At 74.1% G+C, this 15,546-nt stretch carries 17 protein-coding genes and 1 pseudogene; 9 read left to right on the top strand and 9 right to left on the bottom strand.

Annotated features, from left to right (window positions below; genetic code table 11):
- Window positions 1-60: 60 nt before the first annotated feature.
- The gene (locus ABZ493_RS07170; protein ID WP_430581487.1) at window positions 61-954 is read right to left on the bottom strand and encodes a LysR family transcriptional regulator; all 894 of its coding nucleotides are present in this window, start codon (window positions 952-954) and stop codon (window positions 61-63) included.
- A 166-nt stretch (window positions 955-1,120) separates the two neighbouring features.
- Here ABZ493_RS07170 and ABZ493_RS07165 point away from each other — a divergent pair, with 166 nt between their 5' ends.
- From ABZ493_RS07165 to ABZ493_RS07145, 5 genes are read left to right on the top strand one after another with little or no spacing between them, the layout of a single operon-like run.
- Window positions 1,121-2,647, top strand: coding sequence for a hypothetical protein (locus ABZ493_RS07165; RefSeq protein ID WP_430581486.1), 1,527 nt, complete (start codon window positions 1,121-1,123; stop codon window positions 2,645-2,647).
- 52 nt (window positions 2,648-2,699) lie between these two features.
- On the top strand, window positions 2,700-3,704 hold the full coding sequence (locus tag ABZ493_RS07160; protein WP_430581485.1) for a tripartite tricarboxylate transporter substrate binding protein: 1,005 nt from the start codon (window positions 2,700-2,702) through the stop codon (window positions 3,702-3,704).
- Between the two features lie 25 nt (window positions 3,705-3,729).
- Window positions 3,730-4,272 carry a tripartite tricarboxylate transporter TctB family protein gene (locus ABZ493_RS07155; RefSeq protein WP_430581484.1) on the top strand — a complete coding sequence of 181 codons (543 nt, stop codon included), beginning with the start codon at window positions 3,730-3,732 and terminating at the stop codon, window positions 4,270-4,272.
- Window positions 4,273-4,306: 34 nt separating this feature from the next.
- Window positions 4,307-5,830 (top strand): tripartite tricarboxylate transporter permease, encoded by a 1,524-nt coding sequence (locus tag ABZ493_RS07150; protein ID WP_430581483.1) that lies wholly within the window; start codon window positions 4,307-4,309, stop codon window positions 5,828-5,830.
- Window positions 5,827-6,222 carry a universal stress protein gene (locus ABZ493_RS07145; RefSeq protein WP_430581482.1) on the top strand — a complete coding sequence of 132 codons (396 nt, stop codon included), beginning with the start codon at window positions 5,827-5,829 and terminating at the stop codon, window positions 6,220-6,222. The genes ABZ493_RS07150 and ABZ493_RS07145 overlap by 4 nt, the downstream gene beginning before the upstream one ends.
- A gap of 25 nt (window positions 6,223-6,247) precedes the next feature.
- Here ABZ493_RS07145 and ABZ493_RS07140 read toward each other — a convergent pair whose 3' ends face one another.
- Window positions 6,248-6,826 (bottom strand): XRE family transcriptional regulator, encoded by a 579-nt coding sequence (locus tag ABZ493_RS07140; protein WP_430581481.1) that lies wholly within the window; start codon window positions 6,824-6,826, stop codon window positions 6,248-6,250.
- A gap of 47 nt (window positions 6,827-6,873) precedes the next feature.
- On the opposite strand from ABZ493_RS07140, the gene ABZ493_RS07135 reads away from it, so the two are divergent.
- Window positions 6,874-7,380: an N-acetyltransferase family protein gene (locus tag ABZ493_RS07135; protein ID WP_430581480.1), complete on the top strand. Its 507-nt coding sequence runs from the start codon at window positions 6,874-6,876 to the stop codon at window positions 7,378-7,380.
- An 8-nt stretch (window positions 7,381-7,388) separates the two neighbouring features.
- Here ABZ493_RS07135 and ABZ493_RS07130 read toward each other — a convergent pair whose 3' ends face one another.
- The 3 genes from ABZ493_RS07130 to ABZ493_RS07120 form a co-directional block, all read right to left on the bottom strand.
- Window positions 7,389-8,123 (bottom strand): FadR/GntR family transcriptional regulator, encoded by a 735-nt coding sequence (locus tag ABZ493_RS07130; RefSeq protein ID WP_430581479.1) that lies wholly within the window; start codon window positions 8,121-8,123, stop codon window positions 7,389-7,391.
- 51 nt (window positions 8,124-8,174) lie between these two features.
- Window positions 8,175-9,320 carry a mandelate racemase/muconate lactonizing enzyme family protein gene (locus ABZ493_RS07125; protein ID WP_430581478.1) on the bottom strand — a complete coding sequence of 382 codons (1,146 nt, stop codon included), beginning with the start codon at window positions 9,318-9,320 and terminating at the stop codon, window positions 8,175-8,177.
- 92 nt (window positions 9,321-9,412) lie between these two features.
- Window positions 9,413-9,949, bottom strand: coding sequence for an XRE family transcriptional regulator (locus ABZ493_RS07120; protein WP_430581477.1), 537 nt, complete (start codon window positions 9,947-9,949; stop codon window positions 9,413-9,415).
- A 58-nt stretch (window positions 9,950-10,007) separates the two neighbouring features.
- Here ABZ493_RS07120 and ABZ493_RS07115 point away from each other — a divergent pair, with 58 nt between their 5' ends.
- Both ABZ493_RS07115 and ABZ493_RS07110 read left to right on the top strand, forming a co-directional pair.
- The gene (locus ABZ493_RS07115) at window positions 10,008-11,213 is read left to right on the top strand and encodes a benzoate/H(+) symporter BenE family transporter (protein WP_430581476.1); all 1,206 of its coding nucleotides are present in this window, start codon (window positions 10,008-10,010) and stop codon (window positions 11,211-11,213) included.
- Window positions 11,214-11,218: 5 nt separating this feature from the next.
- A complete protein-coding gene (locus tag ABZ493_RS07110) occupies window positions 11,219-11,521 on the top strand; it encodes a DUF3467 domain-containing protein (RefSeq protein ID WP_430581475.1) in 303 nt (100 codons plus the stop codon).
- A 3-nt stretch (window positions 11,522-11,524) separates the two neighbouring features.
- Here the strand turns inward: ABZ493_RS07110 and ABZ493_RS07105 are convergent, their stop codons facing one another.
- The 4 genes and pseudogenes from ABZ493_RS07105 to ABZ493_RS07090 all read right to left on the bottom strand — a co-directional run.
- A complete protein-coding gene (locus tag ABZ493_RS07105) occupies window positions 11,525-12,931 on the bottom strand; it encodes an FtsX-like permease family protein (RefSeq protein WP_430581474.1) in 1,407 nt (468 codons plus the stop codon).
- A complete protein-coding gene (locus ABZ493_RS07100) occupies window positions 12,928-13,653 on the bottom strand; it encodes an ABC transporter ATP-binding protein (protein WP_430581473.1) in 726 nt (241 codons plus the stop codon). Before ABZ493_RS07100 ends, ABZ493_RS07105 begins: the two co-directional genes overlap by 4 nt.
- A gap of 121 nt (window positions 13,654-13,774) precedes the next feature.
- The gene (locus ABZ493_RS07095; protein WP_430581472.1) at window positions 13,775-14,449 is read right to left on the bottom strand and encodes a UdgX family uracil-DNA binding protein; all 675 of its coding nucleotides are present in this window, start codon (window positions 14,447-14,449) and stop codon (window positions 13,775-13,777) included.
- 99 nt (window positions 14,450-14,548) lie between these two features.
- Window positions 14,549-14,683 (bottom strand): annotated as a pseudogene (locus tag ABZ493_RS07090) (TraR/DksA C4-type zinc finger protein); the annotation flags it as partial.
- A gap of 54 nt (window positions 14,684-14,737) precedes the next feature.
- Here ABZ493_RS07090 and def point away from each other — a divergent pair.
- The gene (gene def / locus ABZ493_RS07085) at window positions 14,738-15,424 is read left to right on the top strand and encodes a peptide deformylase (RefSeq protein ID WP_430581471.1); all 687 of its coding nucleotides are present in this window, start codon (window positions 14,738-14,740) and stop codon (window positions 15,422-15,424) included.
- Window positions 15,425-15,546 lie beyond the last annotated feature (122 nt).

Here is a 15,546-nt window from a genome sequence, read left to right as displayed (position 1 = left end):
AGCCCGGAATGGCATCGGTTCATGCCGTACGGGTATCGCCTTGGTGCTCCGGGCGGAGGGTCAGTCGTGCACCGCCCGCAGGTGGCGCACGAGCTCGCGCAGCGCGGGGTTCTTGGACTCCCGGTCCCACAGCGCGTGCAGCTCGACGACGGCGTGCGGCACGGCGGCCAGGTCGCAGAACCGCACGCCGGGCAGGCCGAGCAGGCGTGCGGACTCGGGCACGAAGGCGACGCCGCGCCCGGCCCCGACCAGCGAGCACATCGTGAGGATCTGGCTCACCACGTGCACGACGTTCGCGTGCTCCACGTCCACGTACCGCACGACCATGTCGTAGAAGTACCGCGCCTTGGTCGGGTGGTGGCCGATGAGGGGCACGTCGCGCAGGTCGGACGTCCGCACGGGGCGCCGCAGCGACGCGAGGGGGTGCCCCTCGGGCACCACCAGGACGAGGTCCTCGGACAGGAGCAGGTGCGAGTCGAGGCGGGGGTCGTCGAAGGGCGGGCGGCCCAGCGCGAGGTCGAGCTCCCCGCGGCGGATGGCCTCGAGCTGCTCCACCGTCACGAGCTCCTGGAGGTCGAGGTCGACGTCGGGCATGACCTCGGCGATCTCCTGCACCAGGGTGCCGAGCAGGCTGAACCCCGTCGCCGCGGTGAAGCCGAGCCGCAGCACGCCCGCACGGCCCGCGGCGATCCGGCGGGCGAGGGCGGGCGCGGCGTCGGCCGAGGTCAGCAGCCGTCGCGCCTCGGCGAGGAAGACCGCGCCGGCGGTGGTGAGCTCCACGTGCCGGTTGTCCCGCTCCAGCAGGGCCACGCCGACGGCGTGCTCGAGCTTCTGCACCTGCCGGCTCAGCGGGGGCTGCGTCATGCTCAGGCGCTCGGCGGCGCGGCCGAAGTGCAGCTCCTCCGCCACGGCCACGAAGCAGCGGACCTGGTCGAGCGTGTAGGCGGTGGTCATCCCGGTGCGCTCCTCGCGGGTGGCGTGATTGATGCCCTCAGTGGATCAAGCCATGCAGATTGAGGCTTAGACAGGCATCGTATGGCTCCCTAGAGTCGTCGCCCGACCGGACTTGCCGCGGCGCCGACGCTCGCGCCGCTCGATCGAGATCTCAACGAGGAGAGCCGTGATCACACCTGTCGACCGTCCATCCCCGGCACGACCCGCCACGCTCGCCCGGGGCGCCGCGTGCCTGGCGGTCGCCGCGCTCGCGCTCGCCGGGTGCGGTGCTCCCGGCGGCGAGGGGGGCGACGACGGCACGATCACGTGGATGGCGATGCTGCACACGCCCAGCACGCCGGACGCCGACGGCCCCGTCCAGGCGGCCCTCGAGGAGCACACGGGCCAGGACTTCGAGATGCAGTGGGTCCCCGCCGCCTCGAAGGAGGAGAAGGTCAACGCGGCGCTGGCCTCGGGTGACCTCGCGGACATCGTCTCGCTCACGGAGACCGAGAGCACCAGCGTCCGCTCGGCGCTCAAGTCCGGGGCGTTCTGGGACGTCGAGCCCTACCTCGCGGACTACCCGAACCTGTCCGAGATCGACCCGGAGATCATCGACGCCGCGCGCATCGACGGCACGCTGTACGGGGTGCCGCTCCAGCAGTTCAAGGCGCGCTACGGCGTGCTGGTGCGCCAGGACTGGCTCGACGCCCTGGGCCTGGACGTCCCGCACACCATCGACGACCTGACGAAGGTGGCGCACGCCTTCACGCACGACGACCCGGACGGCGACGGCAAGGACGACACCACCGGTTTCGTCGACCGTGCGGAGAGCTTCCACTTCGGCTTCAACTCGCTCGCGGGCTACTTCGGCGCCGGCAACGTGTTCGACGTCGACGACGCGGGCCGCGTGACCCCCGCCTTCGCGTCGGACGCGTTCAAGGAGGCGATGGAGTGGTACCGCGGCGTCTACGAGGACGGCGGCGTGAACCAGGAGTTCATCACGCTCCAGAAGTCGAACCAGCAGGACGCGATCGCGCAGGGCAAGGGCGGCATCGTCGTCACCGGCCTGTTCGAGGCCAAGAACTACGCGGCCCTCGCCGAGAGCGCGGACCCGGAGACGCCGATGGAGTGGGCGCTCGTCAACGACATGACCTACGACGGCCGGCCGCACCGGATCATCTCCGACACAGGCGGCGGCATGGGCGGCTGGCTGGCGATCCCCAAGACCGAGGTGCAGGACGAGGCGCAGCTGAAGAAGGTGCTCGCGTTCATCGACAAGCTGATGGACGAGAAGGCGTACACGCTGATGACCGACGGCGTGGAGGGCACGCACTACTCGGTCGACGACGACGTCGTGACGATCACCGACCAGACGGCCTGGGAGCAGGAGGTCCAGCCGTACGCGTCCTCGCGCCCGTCCGAGAACGCCTTCCTGCGCGAGAGCGCCACCGCGTACGTGGACGAGGCCAACGAGAAGATGACCGAACAGGCGCCGGACGCCGTGCTCAACCCGGCCCAGACCCTCACCTCCGAGGCCTTCGACCGGCAGTGGTCGACCCTCGAGGAGAAGGCCAACGACGCCTACAACAAGTACCTGTCCGGCCAGATCGAGATGCCCGAGTACGAGGCGATCATCGACGGCCTGGGCGGTCAGGGCCTCGACACGATCACCGAGGAGCTCACGGCGGCGTACCAGGCCGCGAACGGCTGACCCAGCCACCAGCGCACGACCACCCCACCACGAAGTTCACCGAGGAGCTGTGATGAGACTTGCCCACCGCCGTGCCGTCGCCGGTGCCACCGCCGCGGTCGCCGCACTCACCCTCGCCGCCTGCGGCGGCAACGTCGCCGGGGGGTCGGGCGAGGGAGAAGCGTCGTCGGACTACCCCTCCGGCCCCGTGACCCTCACCGTCGGGCAGGACGCCGGCGGCTCGACCGACCTCATCGCCCGGGCCCTCGCGGACGGCATGTCCGGCGACCTCGGCGTCTCGGTGCCCGTCGTGAACCGGGCCGGCGCGAACGGCGCCGTCGCCACGCAGGAGGTGGCGGGCAAGCCCGCCGACGGCTCGAACCTCGTGCTGCTCAACGCCTCGCTCATCACGATCACGCCGCTCGCGGTCTCCGAGGACGAGGCCGTCTCGCTCGACGACGTGGACGTCATCAAGGGCCTGTCGCAGGACGACTACGTGCTGGTCGCGAGCAAGAAGTCGGGCTTCGAGAACCTCGACGACCTCAAGGACGCATCCGGCAAGGTCACCTACGGCACCACCGGCGTCGGCACCGGCTCGCAGCTCGCCCAGGCGGTGCTCTTCGCCCAGGCCGAGATCGAGGGGACGAGCGTGCCGTTCGACTCCGGCTCGCCCGCCCTGACCGCCGTCGTCGGCGACCAGGTGCAGGTCGCGACCATCCAGCTCGGCGAGGCCAAGCCGCAGATCGACGCCGGGAACGTGGTGCCGCTGCTCGCGTTCTCCGCCGAGCGCAACCAGTTCCTGCCCGACGTGCCCACCGCCGTCGAGGAGGGCTACGACGTGCCCGTCTCGCAGTACCGGGCGCTGGCCGCGCCCAAGGGGCTGCCCGACGACGTCAAGGCGCGGCTCGTGGAGTCCGTCGACGCCGCGGTGGCCGAGGACGCGTACACGTCGTTCAACGAGAACAACCTGCTCACGCCGCACGAGATCAGCGGCGAGGAGGTCGTCGAGGAGTGGACCGCGCTCGCGGAGAAGTACCAGGACCTGACCGCGGAGTACGACATCTCGCTCGCCGAGTGAGCAACCCCGCAGGAGGAGACCGATGATGACCGCCCCGCACCCGCCGGACCCCGAGCCCGCCGTCGAGCCCCCCGTCGAGACCGCCGTCGAGCAGGCGGTCGAGCCCGAGACGCACGACGACGGCCCGCCGCCCGCCGGGCCGCTCGCCAACCTCGGCGCCGGCCTCGTCACCCTGGCCCTCGGCGTCGGCGGCGTCGTGGTCTCCCTCGCCCTCGGCGTGGGCACGCCCGCGCAGCCCGGCTCGGGCATGTGGCCGCTCGTGGTGAGCGTCGGGCTCGTCGTCCTCTCGCTGGCCCAGCTCGTCGTGGGCCGGGCCGGCGGGGACGGCGAGCGGTTCACGCGCCACTCGTGGATGCCGCTCGTCGGGCTCGCGACGCTGCTCGGCCTCGTGGCCCTGCTGCCCGTGATCGGCTTCGAGATCCCGTCCCTGCTGCTCAGCCTCGTGTGGATGCGGTTCCTCGGCGGGGAGTCGTGGCGCACGTCGGTCGTGTGCTCGCTGGGCGCCGTCGTCGCGCTGTACCTCGTCTTCGTGGCCGCGCTCGGCACCAACGTGCCGCACCTGTTCTGACCCGCCCGTTCCGACCCTCTGAAGGAGACGTCTCGTGGACAACCTGCAGAACGTCATGGCCGGGTTCGAGGTCGTGCTGGAGCCCACCAACCTGCTCTACTGCCTCGTCGGGGTGCTCATCGGGATGCTGATCGGCGTGCTGCCCGGCCTCGGCCCGGCGGCGACGATCGCGATCCTGCTGCCGCTCACGTACGGGATCGAGCCCGTGACGGCGATCATCATGCTCGCGGGCATCTTCTACGGCGCCCAGTACGGCGGCACCATCACGTCGGTGCTGCTGCGGCTGCCCGGCGAGGCGAGCTCCGTGGTCACGGTGCTCGACGGGCACGCGCTGGCCCGGCAGGGCAGGGCCGGCACCGCGCTCGGCATCGCCGCCATCGGGTCGTTCGTCGGCGGCACCGTCGCCATCGTGGGGCTCACGTTCCTGGCGCCGCTGGTCGCGAGCTTCGCGCTCGACTTCGGCCCACCCGAGTACGCGGCCCTCGCGCTCCTCGGCATCCTGCTCGTCTCGACCATCGCGTCCGGCGCGCGGGTCAAGGCCCTGGTGGCCGCCGCGCTCGGCCTGCTGCTCGCCACCGTGGGCCGCGACGCCTTCACCGGCACCGAGCGGTTCACGTTCGGCAGCCTCGACCTCGCCGACGGGATCGACTTCGTGCCCGTCGCGATGGGCCTCTTCGGGCTCGGGGAGATCCTCTACAACCTCGAGGAGCGGCACCGGGCCGTGCACGCCCCGGGCAAGGTGACGAACGTCTGGCCGTCGCGGTCCGACCTGCGCGAGTCGTCCGGCGCCGTGACCCGCGGGTCCGTGCTCGGCTTCTTCCTCGGCATCCTGCCGGGCGGCGGCGCGACCATCGCGTCGATGGCGGCCTACGCGGCCGAGAAGAAGCGGGCCAAGGACCCGTCGCGCTTCGGCAAGGGCGCCATCGAGGGCGTCGCCGGCCCCGAGACGGCGAACAACGCCGCCGCCACCAGCTCGTTCATCCCGCTGCTCACCCTCGGGATCCCCGCCAACGCGACGATGGCGCTGATGTTCGGCGCCCTGCTCATCCAGGGCATCACGCCCGGCCCGCAGCTCGTCGACCAGCACCCCGAGCTGTTCTGGGGCGTCGTGAACTCGATGTACGTCGGCAACATCCTGCTGCTGATCATGTCGATCCCGCTGGTGGGGGTCTTCGTGCGCATCCTGCGGGTGCGGGCCGCGATCCTCGCCCCGATCACCGCGCTCATCACGATGATCGGCGCCTACACGATCAACAACTCCGTCTTCGACGTGCTGCTCGTCGTCGTCTTCGGCGCCGTCGGCTACCTCATGAAGAAGTTCGGCTTCGAGCCCGGCCCGCTGGTGCTGGCCTTCGTGCTCGGCTCCCTGCTGGAGGAGAGCGTGCGGCGCTCGCTGCTGCTGTTCGGCGGCGACCCCAGCGGGTTCGTCACCCGCCCCATCTCCGCCGTGCTGCTCGCCCTGTTCGTCGTCGTCGCGGTCTGGCCCCTCGTGCAGTCCGCCCGTCGCCGTCGGCCCGCGCAGGCGCCGGCCCCCGACCGAGAGGAAGCGTCCGTATGAGCATCGTCGTGGGATACGTCCCCACCCCGGTGGGGGAGGCCGCCGCCACGGCGGCCATCACCGAGGCCCGGCTGCGGGGCGAGGACCTGCTGGTCGTGAACTCCGCGCGCGAAGGGTCGCTCGTCGAGACGACGGTCGCCACCGACGACGACCTCGACCGGGTGCTCGCCGCGGCGTCGGACGCCGGCGTCGCCGCCCGGGTGGTGCGCGGCACGCACCGCGACGACTTCAGCGACGAGATCCTCGAGCTCGCCGGGCGGCACGACGCGACCCTCATCGTCATCGGGCTCCGCCGCCGCAGCCCGGTGGGGAAGTTCATCATGGGCTCCGTCGCGCAGCGGATCCTGCTGCAGGCCGAGCACCCGGTGCTGGCGGTCAAGCCGGCGTCGTAGACGTCGGCGGCCGGCGCCGCCGGCCTCAGCGCGGTCGTCGCGGCGAGGCGACCTTGTCGAGGACGACGAGGTAGCGGGACGCCGACCGCGTCGCGTTGACGAACGTGCAGTCGGCGGGGGCGCCCAGCTGGAGGCAGTCGCCGGGCCCGAGGTCGTGGACCTGCTCGCCCTCGACGAAGCGCAGCTCCCCGTCGAGCACCCAGATCTGCTGGTCGACGAACCGGTACGACTCGGCGGGGTAGGTCACCTCGGCGCCGGGCGGGAGCTCGACCTCCACGAGCTCCAGCGCCGCGCTGGCCGGCGGCGACACCGCCCGCCGGGTGTAGCCCGTCTCGGCGTCCGTCCACACCGGCTGCTCCGCCCGGCGGGCGATCCGCCGCGTGTCGCCCTCGGCGCGGGCGACGAGCTCGGAGAGCGTCATGCCGAGCGCGGCGGCGAGCCGCCCGAGGAGCGCGGCGGTGGGCTGGGCGTCCTCGCGCTCGACGCGGGAGATCATCGCCCGGGAGACGCCCGAGGACTCGGCGAGGGCGGCGACCGTCAGCCCGCGGTCGGCCCGGGCCGCCTGCAGGGTGTGCGCGAGGGCGGCGCCCAGGTCGTCCGTCACGGCACCGCGGCGAATACGATAGTAGCCATGATGGGTACTATAGGCGCATGCTGCTCCGCGACGCCGTCGACTCCGACCTCGACGCCCTCCTGACGATCCACAACGCCGCCATCCGCTCGTCGACGGCGATCTGGACGGACGACGAGGTGCCGCGCGGCGAGCGGGAGGAGTGGTTCGGCGCGCAGGCGGCGGCCGGCAACCCGGTGCTCGTGGCGGACGACGACGGCACCGTGGCCGGTTACGCCACCTACGCGCAGTGGCGCGCCAAGTTCGGCTACCGCCACACGGTGGAGGACTCCGTCTACGTGGCCGAGGGGTATCAGGGCCGGGGGCTGGGTCGGGCGCTGCTGGTGGAACTCGTCTCCCGCGCCCGCGCCGCCGGGCATCACGTCATGCTCGCCGACATCGAGGCCGGGAACACCGCGTCCGTCCGGCTGCACGAGTCCCTCGGGTTCACCCACGTCGGGCGGCTGCCCGAGGTGGGCACCAAGTTCGGCCGGTGGCTCGACCTCACGATCCTCGCCCTGCCGCTGGCCGGCACGCAGGCGGGCTGAGCCGCCGGTCAGCGGGCGCCCGACCCTGTGCCCGACCCCGCGCCCGACTCCGTCAGCAGCCGCCGCCGGGAGCCGGCCAGGTGCACGCGCATCGCGGCCGCGGCGGCGAGCGGGTCCTTGTCGGCCAGGGCGTCGAGGATCGCCCGGTGCTCCTGCGCGACGGTCGCGAACCGTCCTGGAGTGCCGTCCTCCGTGCCCGCGGACGGCGCGGCGGACGAGCCCAGGCGTCCGCGCGGCATCGCGATCATCTGCGGGCCGAGGCGGTCGAGCGCGTCGAGGAGATACCGGTTCTGCGCCGCCTCGGCGACGAGCCGGTGGAACGCGAAGTCGTGCTGCATCGCCGTCGCCGGGTGCCCCTGGGCGGCCCCGAGGTCCCGCAGGCGGGCGGCGAGCGCGTCGAGGTGGGCGTCCGTGCGGCGCTCCGCGGCGAGGGCGGCTGCCTGCGTCTCGACGCCCAGCCGGAAGTCGACCAGCCCGAGCCGGTCCTCGAGCGAGCGCGCGACGGGCGCGTCGTCACCGTCCTCGGCGGGCGGCGTCAGCGCGTAGCTGCCGCTGCCGCGCCGGGTGTGGACCAGCCCCTCGAGGTTGAGGCGGGCGATCGCCTCGCGCACGACGGTGCGGCTGACCTGGTGCTCGACGGCGAGCGCGGTCTCGCTGGGCAGCTTCTCGCCGGGGGCGATGTCGCCGTCGACGATCCGCGCCCGCAGCGCGGCGACCAGGGCGCCGCTCAGGGTCGGGGGCATGGGCTCATGCTTCCATCCGACGCACCCCGGCCGGTACGCCCCGGCCGTCGCTCACCGCGACCCGACCAGCACGCTGTCCGTGGTCCACGCCCGCGCCTGCTCGGTGAGCGTCACGCCGAGCCCCGGGCGGTCGGGCACGAGCATCCGGCCGTCCTTCGTCTCCAGGCGCTCCTCGAACAGCGGGTCGAGCCAGTCGAAGTGCTCCACCCACGGCTCGCGCGGGTACGTGGCCGCCAGGTGCAGGTGGATCTCCATCGCGAAGTGCGGCGCGAGGTCCAGGCCCGCCTGGTCGGCGAGGGTGAGCAGGCGCAGGAACTGCGTGATGCCGCCGACGCGCGGGGCGTCGGGCTGGATGATGTCGCAGGCCCGCGCGGCGATGAGGCGCTCGTGCTCGGCCACCGACGCGAGCATCTCGCCGGTCGCGACCGGCGTGTCCAGGGCGGCGGCGAGGGCGGCGTGGCCCTCGGCGTCGTAGGCGTCCAGCGGCTCCTCGATCCACACCAGGTCGTACGGCTCGAGCCGCCGCCCCATGCGCAGCGCGGTGGTGCGGTCCCACTGCTGGTTCGCGTCGACCATGAGCGGGACGTCCGGGCCGAGGTGCTCGCGCACGGCCTCGACGCGGGCCAGGTCGGCGCGGGTGTCCGGCAGGCCGACCTTGATCTTGATGCCCCCGATGCCCTCGGCCAGCGACAGCGACGCGCGGTCCTTCACCTCGTCGATGCTGGCGTTCAGGAAGCCGCCGGAGGTGTTGTAGGTCCGCACCGAGTCGCGGTGCGCGCCGAGCAGCTTGGCCAGCGGCAGGCCAGCGCGCTTCGCCTTGAGGTCGTAGAGCGCGATGTCGATCGCGGCGAGCGCCTGCGTGGCGACGCCGGAGCGGCCCACGGACGCACCCGCCCACAGCAGCCTGGTGTACAGCTTGGCGATGTCGTTGGGGTCCTCGCCGATCGCGGCGCCCGCGACCTCCTTGGCGTGCGCGTACTGGGCCGGCCCGCCCGCGCGCTTGGAGTAGGAGAAGCCGAGGCCCGCGTGCCCCTGCTCGGTGGTGATCTCGGCGACGAGGAACACCACCTCGGTCATCGGTTTCTGTCGACCGGTGAACACCTTGGCGTCGGAGATGGCGGTGGCCAGCGGCAGCGTGAGCGTCGAGAGCTGCACGGACCGGATGGCGTCGGGCTGGTAGGGCGGCTGGTGGGACATGGCGCTCCTTCGCGTCTGCGGGCCGCGGTCGCGGCCGCCCCGGGCTCGTCCCCGGCGACCCGATTGAGCATACAAGTATGAAATCTGTATGACTAGAGCTCGGTGCCCCGCCACCACATGGTGAGCACGGCCTCCGCGGGCGCGTCGTCGAGGGCGCGGTACCCGTGCCGGGAGTCGGCGGTCCATTGCAGGGCCTCGCCGACGCCGAGCTCGACGGCGGCGTCGAGCGGGCCGACCTCGGCCCGGCCGCGGGTGACCAGCAGGTGCTCGGTCACGTGGTCGCCGTGCGGCTCCGAGCGGTGCGGCGGGCCGGGGTCGAGGCGGAGGGCGAAGACCTCCACGGTGACGTCGTCCGCCTGCGTGGCGGCCAGCAGCCGGGTGTGGATGCCGGGCGAGGACACCTCGGCCCCCGCCTGCTCGGCGAGCAGCCACGAGATCGGGACGTCGAGGGCGGCGGCGAGGGCGTAGAGGGTGGAGAGGTTCGGGTTGCGCGAGCCGCCCTCGATCTCCGACAGCGATCCCTTGCCGATCCCGGCGGCACGCGCCAGGGCCCCGAGGGAGAGGCCGCGGACGGCGCGGGCGGAGGTGAGGCGCTCGCCGATGAGCGCGGAGAGCTCGGTGGATCGCATGCCGCCAGCCTAGTGTTCTGTTTGCGGAACGATACGGTGCCGCCCTACCGTTCCGTTCGTGGAACGTTCGCTCGCGCAGCCCGTCGGCATCGGGATCGTCGCCGCCCTGGTCGGCTTCACCAGCTCGTTCGCGGTGGTGGTCGCGGGCCTGACCGCGGTGGGGGCCACCCCGGAGCAGGCGGCGTCCGGCCTGCTCGTGCTGTGCGTCGTCCAGGGCCTCGGGATGATCTGGCTCAGCCGCCGCCATCACGCGCCCCTGACCCTGGCGTGGTCCACGCCCGGCGCGGCCGTCCTCGCGAGCGCGGGCGGCGTCGCGGGCGGGTGGCCCGCCGCCGTCGGGGCGTTCGTCGTGTGCGGCGCCCTGATCGGGCTCACCGCGGCGTGGCCCGCGCTCGGCCGGCTCGTCGCCGCGATCCCCGTGCCCGTCGCCCAGGCCATGCTCGCGGGGGTGCTCCTCCCGCTGTGCCTGCAGCCGCTGGTCGCCGTCACGGCCGCGCCGCTGCTCGTCGGCCCGGTGATCGCGCTGTGGCTCCTCCTCGCACGGCTCGCGCCGCGATGGGCCACGCCCGCCGCCTTCGGGCTCGCCGTCGTCCTCGTCCTGACGGTGGTCGCCACCGGGGAGGGGACGCTGGGCCTGCGGCCGCCCGCCCTCGTGCTGACGGCGCCCGACCTCACGCTCCCCGCCGTCGTCGGGATCGCCCTCCCGCTGTACGTCGTGACGATGGCGTCGCAGAACGTGCCCGGGGTCAGCGTCCTCGCCTCCTTCGGGTACGCGGTGCCCTGGCGGGAGACGCTGCTGGTCACGGGCGCCGGGACGGTGGTGGGGGCGTTCGCCGGCGGCCATGCCGTCAACCTCGCCGCGATCACCGCGGCGCTCCCGGCGTCGGCCGAGGCGCACCCGGACCCCCGGCGTCGCTGGGTCGCGACGCAGACCGCCGGGTGGGCCTACCTGGTGCTCGCGGCGCTCTCGCCGCTGGTGACGGCGCTCGTCGCCGCGGCGCCGGCGGGAGCGTTCGAGGCGGTCGCCGGCCTCGCGCTGCTCACCACCCTCGGCGCCGCGCTGGCCGCCGCCCTCCGGGACGAGCCCCACCGGGTCGCCGCGACCGCCACGTTCCTCACGGCGGCGAGCCCTGTCGTCGTCCTCGGCGTCGGGTCGGCCTTCTGGGCGCTCGTCGTGGGCCTGGCCGTCTGGGCGCTGCTGACCGCGCGTCCGTCGCGCCGCGCGCGGGGTGCTGGCGACGCGGCCGCCGGAGGACGACAGTAGTGGCCATGGCGAGCAACGAGGTGAAGTTCAAGATCGACGTCCCCACCGAGCTGGAGGGCGGCGTGCCGGCGGACTTCGCGTCGCTGTGGCACACGTCGACGTCGTTCGTCATCGACTTCGTCGCGGCCACCAAGCCGCCGCAGCCGGTGACCGACCCCGACACGGGCGCGGTCACCGGCCGCGTGGTGCCGGGGCGGGTGGTCTCGCGCGTCCGCATCCCCCCGCAGCAGGTGTTCGAGCTGGCGCGGGCCCTCACCCAGCAGCTCGACGCCTGGGAGCGTGAGACGGGGCAGAAGACGGGGGAGTGATCCTCAGAGCGCGCGCTCGGGCCGGGCGAGGATGCCCGGCACGAGGCGCGCGCTGAGCGCCGCCGCACCGCGGACGGCGAGGAAGCCGAGCGCGAAGACGGCCAGGGCGGTCACGATCGCCACGGGCTGAATGAAGATCGCGTACCCGACCAGCGGGAAGAGCAGCACCGCCGCGCACAGCGCCGAGCCGCCGGCCACCATCCACAGCGCCGACATCACGGCGCGCCGGGCGGCCTCGCTCATCACGTCGCGCGGCACGCCGAGCCGGTCCAGGGAGACGTGCACCGCGGCGCGGTCGAGGGTCGACGCGGCCTGGTTGATGCCCACCGAGCAGGCGACCATGAGGAACGACACCGCCACGGTGACGAGGACGCCGGTGGAGACGTCCTGCATGAGCCACCGCTCGTCGGCGTCCATGCCCTCGGTCGAGGTCGTCCCCGCCATGGCCAGGCCGACGGCGCCGAAGACGCCGACGAAGCTGGTCATCGCGACGCCGCTCACCTGGCGCCAGGCGGCCTTCGGGTCCTCGAGCACCATGCGCGCGGCGAGCAGCCGCGGCACCGTCTGCGCCCTGCGGGCCTGCCGGCGCGCCCGCACGCGGACGAACCACGGGCCCAGGGCGTCGAGGGCGAGCAGCATGCCGCCGAACACCATCGCCATCGCGGTGATGATCGCGATCACGCCGCCCCAGGCGCCGAACACCTGCAGCCCCACCGCCATGACGGCGATGCCCACCACGAGCACCCCGACGGCGATCACGACGCGCACCCAGTGCGCGGTGCCGGCCTTCTGCCGGGTGCGGACGCCCAGCGGCGTCACCACGACGGCGCGCAGCCCCACGACGGCGCTCGCCGCGGCCAGCAGCGCCACGCCGAGCACGGCGAGCGGCAGCCACCACCAGGGCACCCACATCTGCGCGCCCAGCGCCTCGCCGCGGAAGTGCAGCAGGCCGACGAGCGGCGCGAGGACCGCGTAGAGGGCGACGCCGAGGACCGCGCCGACCAGCGCCGTCACGGCCGCCTCGAGCACGGTGAGCGCGGTGATGGTGCCGGTGGTCGCGCCGAGCAGGCGCAGCGACGCGAGCCGCTCGTCGCGCCGTCGGGCGGCGAGGCGGGCGGCCGATGCCCCGACCGTGGCGAGCGGCACGAGGAGCAGCACCACGGCGATGACGGCGAGCGACTCATACGTGGACGCGAGCTCGTCGTCCCAGCGGAAGAAGGCCTGCGCGCCGCCGAGCACCACGAGCAGCAGGGCGGTGACGACGGCGAAGCTCGCGACGGGCAGCGCCGTGGCCAGCCGGTCGCCGTCGCGCCGCCGCCGGAACAGAGGGGCGAGGTGGATCGCCGTGGCGAGCGAGCCGGCGGGGCGCGCACCGGGCAGGGTGGCCGGTGCCGGGGCGGTGGCGGTCATCGCGACACCTCGGCGGATGCCGTCGCGGGGGCGGGGGCGGCCGTGTCGGAGACGACGCGCCCGTCGCGCAGCACGACCGTGCGGGCGCAGCGGCGCGCGACGTCGGCGTCGTGCGTGACGACGACGAGCGTGCGGCCCTGCGCGGTGGCGGACAGCAGGAGGTCGAGCACCTCGACGGAGGTGGCGGAGTCGAGCGCGCCGGTGGGCTCGTCCGCGAAGATCAGGCGAGCGCCCGTGACCTGGGCGCGCGCGATCGCGACGCGCTGCGCCTGACCGCCCGACAGCTCGCCGAGCCGGCGCTGCTCCAGGCCCGCGAGGCCCAGGTAGTGCAGCCACTGCGCCGCCTCGGCCTCGGCCTGGCCGCGCGGCACGCCCGCGAGCATGCGGGCCACGGCGACGTTCTCGAGCGCGGTCAGCTCGTCGAGCAGCAGGCCCTGCTGGAACACGAAGCCGAGCTCCTCGCGCCGCAGTCGCGATCGGGCGGCGTCGTCGAGCGACTCGACCCGCACCAGCCCCTGCCCCGACGCGAACGTCACGGACCCGGCGGTCGGCCGCAGGATGCCCGCGAGGCAGTGCAGCAGCGTCGTCTTGCCGGAGCCGGACGCGCCCATGATCGCCACCGACTCGCCCGCGGCGATGTCGAGGTCCACGGCGTCCAGGGCGGGCGTGACCCCGCCGGGGTACTGCATCGTCAGTCCGCGCGCGCTCAGCAGAGGTGTCATGACACCTACCGTGCCCGCGGCGTCCCGCGGCCCGCGTCGGACCACGAGCGGATTCCGCCGCGGCCGGGGTCCCCCTGGGGTATGACGCGGCCGCGAGGCGGCTCCGGGGGACCCCGGAGGATCAGGCGGAACGGGCCGCCCGGGCCGCCGTGCCGAGGTCCGCCACGAGGGCGGCGAAGGCGTCGTCCCAGCCGGAGCGGTCGCGCAGCCGCAGCAGGGCCGAGGGGTGCGTCGTCACGACGACGGCCGCACCGGGGAAGGCGCCGTCGTCGGGCGGGTCGAGCACCCGGCCGCGCAGCTCGCCGACCCGAGCGGGGGCGCCCAGGACGGCGCGGGCGGCGGTCGACCCGAGCGCGACGACGACGCGTGGCCGGACCGCGGCCAGCTCGGCCTCCAGCCACGGTAGGCAGGCGCGCACGTGCGCGACGTCCGGCGTCTTGTGGAGCCGGCGCTTCCCGCGCTCGGGCCGCTCGACGTGCCGGAAGTGCTTGACGGCGTTGGTGAGATAGACCGACCCCGCCTCCAGGCCGGCGGCGTCGAGCGCGTCCGCGAGCACCCGGCCCGCGGGTCCGACGAACGGTTCGCCCTCGCGGTCCTCGCGGTCGCCGGGCTGCTCGCCGACCAGCGCGAGGTCGGCGTCCGGAGCGCCGGCGGAGAACACCACCTGGGTGGCGTCGTGCCAGAGCTCGCAGCCCCGGCACGCGTGCGCGGCCTGCGCGAGCGTCGCGACGTCGGACCGCTCGGCGCCGTCCGGCACCCAGCGCCAAGCGCCGGGACGGTCGGGGGAGCGGGGCACGGGCACCTCCGGGCGGTCGGCGACGCGGGCACGGCCAGGATGGCGCCGCGGGCGGATGCTCGCCGGGCGACGTCGGGCCGGGTCGGGGCCGCCCGGTGCTCAGGTGGCGTGCTCGACGCAGCGCGTGGTGGTGGGCCGGGCCTCGAGCCGAGCCGCGGGGATGGGACGGCCGCAGACTTCGCAGAGGCCGTAGGTGCCCGAGGCCAGCCGGTCGAGCGCGGCCTGGACGTCGGCACGCTCCCGCGACCGGGGACGGCGACCAGGCCGACCTCACCTAGGCTTTCTCGCATGGCATGGAGCTTCGGTCGTCGTCGGCCCACCACGTACCTGCTGGGCGAGCCGGTGGACCCGTACCCCGCCCAGGCGCCGGAGGCGGCACGCGGTCGCGTGCTGCGGATCACCGAGATCGGCGAGGCGGTGCTGCACACGCCCGCCGCCACCGTGGAGGAGTTCTCCACCCCGGAGCTCGCGCGCCTGATCGACGACATGTTCGCGACGATGGAGAACGCCGAGGGCGTCGGCCTCGCCGCGCCGCAGGTCGGGGTGGGGATCCGGCTGTTCGTCTACGACGTCACCGACGAGCGCGGCGACCGGCACGTGGGGCACGTCGTGAACCCGGTGCTCGAGGTGGACGCGGACGCCGACCCCGAGACCGAGGACGAGGGCTGCCTGTCCGTGCCCGGCGCCTACGAGCCGCTGGAGCGGCCGGGCGCCGCCACGGTGCGGGGCGTGGACCAGCACGGCGGGCCGGTGCAGCTCACCGGCCGCGGCTTCCTGGCCCGCGCCTTCATCCACGAGGCGCAGCACCTGGACGGCACCCTCTACTGGGACCACCTGTCGCCCGAGCTGCAGGCCGACGCCCTGCGCCAGCGCGACGAGGAGCGGGCCGACATCCTCGCCGGGCGGCGCGAGCTCGCCGTCGAGCTCGGCAAGCGGCCCGCCGAGTACCCGGCCGAGCCCGCGGGCGGCCGCTGACCAGACGAATCGAGCGTGGGGGGGGGGGGGGAGAAAACCGGGGGGAGGGGGTGGGAGGACAACCACCGGAGCAGGGGGGGGGGGTGGGGCCCCAAACCCCCCCCCCCGGGGGGTAGAAAAAG

This window comes from Isoptericola sp. NPDC019482, from assembly GCF_040632295.1.
GTDB lineage: Bacteria > Actinomycetota > Actinomycetes > Actinomycetales > Cellulomonadaceae > Isoptericola.
Note: the sequence above shows the minus strand (reverse complement) of the source record. Positions and strands in the feature narration are given on the sequence as shown.